At 72.5% G+C, this 5,702-nt stretch carries 5 protein-coding genes and 1 pseudogene; 2 read left to right on the top strand and 4 right to left on the bottom strand.

The window, feature by feature from the left end; genetic code table 11:
* Together B7767_RS27625 and B7767_RS27620 are read right to left on the bottom strand one after the other, a co-directional pair.
* On the bottom strand, positions 1 to 333 hold a 333-nt coding region (locus tag B7767_RS27625; RefSeq protein ID WP_143652659.1), incomplete at its 3' end, for a universal stress protein.
* A 131-nt stretch (positions 334 to 464) separates the two neighbouring features.
* A complete protein-coding gene (locus tag B7767_RS27620; protein ID WP_030862688.1) occupies positions 465 to 707 on the bottom strand; it encodes a DUF397 domain-containing protein in 243 nt (80 codons plus the stop codon).
* Positions 708 to 1,158: 451 nt separating this feature from the next.
* Between B7767_RS27620 and B7767_RS27615 the strand changes: the two genes are divergently transcribed.
* Both B7767_RS27615 and paaK read left to right on the top strand, forming a co-directional pair.
* Positions 1,159 to 2,730, top strand: a complete 1,572-nt coding sequence (locus B7767_RS27615) for a sulfatase (protein WP_373408245.1) — start codon at positions 1,159 to 1,161, stop codon at positions 2,728 to 2,730.
* A 138-nt stretch (positions 2,731 to 2,868) separates the two neighbouring features.
* A complete protein-coding gene (paaK, locus tag B7767_RS27610; RefSeq protein WP_085574551.1) occupies positions 2,869 to 4,170 on the top strand; it encodes a phenylacetate--CoA ligase PaaK in 1,302 nt (433 codons plus the stop codon).
* A 13-nt stretch (positions 4,171 to 4,183) separates the two neighbouring features.
* Here the strand turns inward: paaK and B7767_RS27605 are convergent, their stop codons facing one another.
* Together B7767_RS27605 and B7767_RS27600 are read right to left on the bottom strand one after the other, a co-directional pair.
* Positions 4,184 to 4,762 carry a TetR/AcrR family transcriptional regulator gene (locus tag B7767_RS27605; RefSeq protein WP_085574550.1) on the bottom strand — a complete coding sequence of 193 codons (579 nt, stop codon included), beginning with the start codon at positions 4,760 to 4,762 and terminating at the stop codon, positions 4,184 to 4,186.
* A gap of 78 nt (positions 4,763 to 4,840) precedes the next feature.
* A pseudogene (locus tag B7767_RS27600) lies at positions 4,841 to 5,702 on the bottom strand (FAD-dependent oxidoreductase); the annotation flags it as partial.

Genomic DNA, 5,702 nt, shown 5'->3' with positions numbered 1-5,702 from the left:
CCCGCGGCCCCGGGAGCCGAGCACCAGCAGCCGGGCCGTGGCCCCCGCTTCGGGCAGCAGCGCGCCCGGCGCCCCCTCCAGCGCCACGTACTCGGCGGCGGGCAGGCCGCTGCGCCGTGCCAGGTGACTACGGACCTGGTCGAGGACCGGGTCCTCGTCGGGGTCGGGCGGCCCGGCCGCCAGGACCTCGGGCTGTGCCCAGGGGGCGTACTGGCGCACGTGCACGATCCGCAGCGGGGCCCCGCGCCGGCGTGCGGCGTCGAGGGCCCACTCCAGGGCGTGCAGGCTGTCGTCCGAACCGTCGACCGCCGCGACGACCGGCTGGGTGTTCATGGTTCCTCGCCTCCGGGATACGGCCTTCGGTCCTCGCCCCCCGGCCGGCCCGACTCAGGCACGGTCCGGGAACGGCGCTTCGGATCGCGTGTCCGGAAAAACGCGCGGAACACCCCCCGCGGCGGCGCCGCTCACGTCAGGTCGAACTCCCCCTCCCGCGCTCCCGACACGAACGCGCCCCACTCGGCGGGGGTGAAGATCAGGGAAGGGCTCTCCGGGCTGCCGCTGTTGCGCATGGCGATGAAGCCCTCCACGAAGGCGATCTGGACATCGCCCAGGCCACGGCTGCTGGACTGCCACTGCGCGTTGCTGAGGTCCAGCTCCGGCTTGTCCCAGCCCGTGAGCGGGCGCTGCTGGGTGGTGCTCTCGGCCACGTCCGTGCTCCTCCCGATTACCGTCGTCCGCGGGCCAGCCTAGCGACCGGTCCCTGCCCCCGACAGGCCGCGAGGAGCACCTTTCCGCGAGGACGCCGGGGCGGGCGGGGCAAACCGGTCCGGCGCGCTTTGAACCCACGGCGACGTGCCGACGTACTGGTGTGGGCAGGCCCGCTCGCCGGGCCCTGTTCGCCATGCCACCGCAGGACCGCACGGAAGGACCCCCCGGGTGTCGCTCTTCATTCGCCCCCGCCGGCTGCCGGACACCACCGAGGGCGGAGCGGACCGGGGCGGCGACCCGGCCGCGCCCGAGGAGCCGGCCGGGAGCACACCGCCGGTGGTCACGCCGCCGGGCTGGTTCGGCTGGCGGCACCGGTGGCCGCGTACGGCGCGCGGCGTCACCGTGGGGACGACCGTTCTCGCCGGGGTGCTGGTGCTCTTCGCGTTCCTCATGCCGAACCAGGTGGGACGCCTCGATGTCCGGGCGTTCGTCCGGCTGCCCGCCGAGGGCATCCTGCTCGCCGCGCTGCTGCTCGCACTGCCGTCGCGGTGGCGGCGGACCGCGGCGGTGGTCTCGGGCGTCCTGCTCGGTCTGCTGACCGTCCTGAAGTTCGTGGACATGGGCTTCCACCAGGTGCTGGCCCGGCCCTTCGACCTGGTGCTCGACTGGATCCTGCTGGACGACGCGACGGACTTCGTCCGGGAGTCGTTCGGCCGGGGCGGGCAGGTGCTCGCCGTGGCCGGGGTGATCGTGCTGTTCGTGGCCCTGCTGGCGCTGATGACGCTGGCGACGGTGCGGCTGACCGGTCTGATGGCCCGTCACCGTCCCGTCGCCGTCCGCACCGTGCTGGTCCTGGGCGTCGCGTGGATCACCTGTGTCACGGCGGGCGTGCAGGTCGCCGGTGTGCGGATCGCCACCAAGGGCACCGCGGAGATGCTGGGCAACCGGGTGGAGCAGGTGCGGGCGGGACTGCGCGACGCGCGGGTCTTCGAGAAGGAGGCCGCGGTCGACGCCTTCGCGAGGACACCGCCCGACCGGCTGTTCACCGGGCTGCGCGGCAAGGACGTCCTGTTCACCTTCATCGAGAGCTACGGCCGGGTCGCGATCGACGACCCGGCGATGGCGGGACCGGTCGACGCGGCGCTCGAGGACGGCACCCGGAGGCTCGAGGACGCGGGTTTCGCCTCCCGCAGCGGCTGGCTGAAGTCCCCGGTGACCGGCGCCGGAAGCTGGCTCGCGCACTCCACCTTCCTGTCCGGTCTGTGGATCAAGAACCAGCAGCGCTACCGCAGCCTGACCACCAGCGACCGCATGACCCTCACCCAGTACTTCCGCAAGACCGGCGACTGGCGGACCGTCGGCATCGTGCCCGGGGTGCGGCGGGCCTGGCCGGAGGGCGAGTTCTTCGGCCTGGACCACATCTACGACTCCGAGCACCTCGGCTACCACGGCCCGTACTTCAGCTGGACCCCCGTGCCCGACCAGTTCAGCCTGGAGGCCTTCGAGCGGCTGGAGCACGGCAGGGAGGACCGCGAGCCGATCATGGCGGAGATCATCCTCGCCTCCAGCCACAGCCCCTGGTCCCCCGTCGCGCACATGATCGACTGGGACGACCTCGGCGACGGCTCGGTGTTCCACCGGATCAAGAAGGAGGGCACGGACCCGAAGGAGGTCTGGAAGGACCCGGAGAAGGTGCGCACCGAGTACCGGCGGGCCATCGAGTACTCGCTGAGCAGCATCACCGAGTGGGTCGAGCGGTACGGCGACGAGAACACGGTCCTGGTCTTCCTCGGCGACCACCAGCCGGTGCCCACCGTCACCGCCGGGAGCACCAGCAGGGACGTGCCGGTCACGATCGTCGCCAAGGACCCGGAGGTGCTGGACCGGGTGGCCGGCTGGAACTGGACCGAAGGCCTCAAGCCCGCGGCCGACGCGCCGCGCTGGGGCATGGACGAGTTCCGTGACCGCTTCATGACGGCGTACGGACCGCGGGACGCGGGCTCCGCCGCGCCGGCCCCGTGAGGAGGGCCGGCGCGGGAGAAGTGCGGGCGGGACTCTTGCCCTGGGCGGCATGGCCTGACTTACTGATCCCGGTGGGTCGACCGAATGATCGGTCGTCCGGATCGGCACGATCGCTCGACTGGCGAGGAGAACGTCCTGATGACGGAGGCGGCGGACCTGCTGGACCCGGCGGAACGGCTCGACCCCGAGGGCCTGCGGGCGCTCCAGCTGGAGCGGCTGCGGAACTCGCTGCGGCACGCGTACGAGCGTGTGCCGTTCTACCGGGACTCCTTCGACAAGGCGGGCGTCCACCCGGACGACTGCCGCTCGCTGTCCGACCTGTCCCGTTTCCCGTTCACCACCAAGGCGGACCTGCGGGAGAACTACCCGTACGGCATGTTCGCGGTGGACCGCGACCGTATCCGCCGTCTGCACGCCTCCAGCGGCACCACCGGACGCCCCACGGTCGTCGGCTACACCGAAGGCGACCTCTCCATGTGGGCCGACATGGTGGCCCGGTCCATCCGCGCGGCGGGCGGGCGGCCCGGGGACACGGCACATGTGGCCTACGGCTACGGTCTGTTCACCGGTGGTCTGGGCGCCCACTACGGCGCCGAACGGCTCGGCTGTACGGTGATCCCCGCGTCCGGCGGGATGACGTCCCGTCAGGTGACGCTGATCCAGGACCTGAGGCCCGAGATCATCATGGTGACCCCGTCCTACATGCTCACCCTGCTCGACGAGTTCGAGCGGCAGGGTGTCGACCCGCGCTCCACCTCGCTGCGGGTGGGGATCTTCGGCGCCGAGCCGTGGACGGAGCGGATGCGCCAGGAGATCGAGGAGCGGTTCGCGATCGACGCGGTCGACATATACGGGCTGTCGGAGGTGATCGGCCCGGGTGTCGCGCAGGAGTGCGTGGAGACCAAGGACGGTCTGCACATCTGGGAGGACCACTTCTATCCGGAGGTCGTCGACCCCCTCACCGGTGAGGTCCTTCCGGAGGGCGAGCGGGGTGAACTGGTCTTCACCTCGCTCACCAAGGAGGCGATGCCGGTCGTCCGGTACCGGACGCGGGACCTGACCCGTCTGCTGCCGGGGACCGCCCGGGTGTTCCGGCGGATGGAGAAGGTGACCGGCCGCAGTGACGACATGGTGATCCTGCGCGGGGTGAACCTCTTCCCCACGCAGATCGAGGAGATCGTGCTGCGCACTCCGGGTGTGGCACCGCACTTCCAGCTCCGTCTCACCACCGAGGGCCGGATGGACTCCCTCACCGTCCGCGCGGAGGCCCGTTCCGGCGCGGACACCACGACGCGGGATGCGGCCGCCCGGTCGATCGCGGCGGCCGTGAAGGACGGCATCGGGGTTTCCGCGGACGTGGAGATCGTCGACCCGGAGACGCTGGAGCGCTCGGTGGGCAAGATCCGGCGCATCGTGGACCTGCGCGAGAAGCGGGACTGACCGCCCGCTTCGGCTACTCGGCGGCCACGATCCGCTCGACCGCGGCCGTCACCAGCCGCTCGCGCTCGTCCGGGGTGAAGACGTCCGGCAGGGTGAGCTGTTCGACGATCAGCCAGTTCAGCGCCAGGTACAGCAGCTTGACGGCCGTGGCGTCGCCGGGCAGGCCCGACCCCTCGTGGTAGCGGACGTTGGCCTCGACGTCGGCACGGACCCGCTCGGTGAGCACCTCGCGCAGTTCGGGCCGGCGGGTGGCCTCCAGCCGGAGTTCGAGCAGGGCGAGGTATCCGGTGCGGAAGGCGGCGACACGGCCGACCACTTCCCGCATCAGCCCGGCGTAGACCTCCCGGTCACGGCCGGCGGCCCGCTGCCGGGCGATGAGCTCCTCGTCGGGCTGCAGCCGCTCGTAGACCCGGGCGCCGGCCTGGGTGAGCAGATCGTCGCGCGAGGCGAAGTAGTTCGACGCGGTGCCGACGGGGACGGCGGCCTCGGTGTCCACCGCCCGGAACGTCAGTCCCCGGGCGCCCTCACGGGCCAGCACCTCGATCGCGGCGTCCACCAGCGCGGCCCGCCGCTGCTCGTTCCGTCTGACCACTGCCATCACTCCGCCCGCAGCACCCGTCATCACACCACTTCAGGCAGAGTACTACGTCCGGAGTCGTCCGTCGGCGCGTCATGCCTCCCCGGCCTCCAGCACCGCCATGGCCGCGTTGTGTCCCGGTACGCCGCTCACCCCGCCGCCGCGCACCGCGCCCGCGCCGCACAGGAGGACATTGGCGTGCCGGGTCTCCACACCCCAGCGGCCGGTGCCGTCCTGGGCGTGGGGCCAGGACAGTTCGCGGTGGAAGATGTTGCCGCCGGGCAGTCCGAGGTCGCGTTCCAGGTCCAGCGGGGACCGGGCCTCCAGACACGGGCGGCCGTCGGCGTCGGTGGCCAGGCAGTCCGCGAGGGGCTCGGCGAGATGGGCGTCGAGCTGGGCGAGCGTCGACTTCAGGAGTTCCTCGCGCACGGCGTCGTTGTCCCGCTCGAACAGCCGGGCGGGAGTGTGCAGTCCGAACAGGGTGAGGGTCTGGTAGCCCCGGGCGGCCAGGTCCGGGCCGAGGATCGTGGGGTCGGTGAGCGAGTGGCAGTAGATCTCCGAGGGCGGGGCGGCGGGCGGCTCACCGGCGGTGGCCTGGGCGTGGGCGGCGGCCAGTTGCCCGTATCCCTCGGCGATGTGGAAGGTGCCGGCGAACGCCTCGCGCGGGTCGACGGAGGTGTCGCGCAGCCTGGGCAGCCGCTTCAGGAGCATGTTCACCTTGAGCTGGGCGCCCTCGGCCGGTGGCGGGGGCGCGTCGCCGGTGAGCCGCGCGAGTTCCTGCGGGGAGGCGTTCACCAGGACGTGCCGCGCTGCGGCGACGCCCTCGCCGTCGGCGGTGCGGTGGGTGACCTCGGCCGTGCGGCCGTCGGTGTCGACGCGTACCGCCCGGTGGCCGGTGGCGATGACCGCGCCGGCGGCGCGGGCGGCGTCGGCCAGGGCGTCGGTGAGGGCGCCC

This window comes from Streptomyces sp. 13-12-16 (genome assembly GCF_002114215.1).
Lineage (GTDB): Bacteria > Actinomycetota > Actinomycetes > Streptomycetales > Streptomycetaceae > Streptomyces.
Note: the sequence above shows the minus strand (reverse complement) of the source record. Positions and strands in the feature narration are given on the sequence as shown.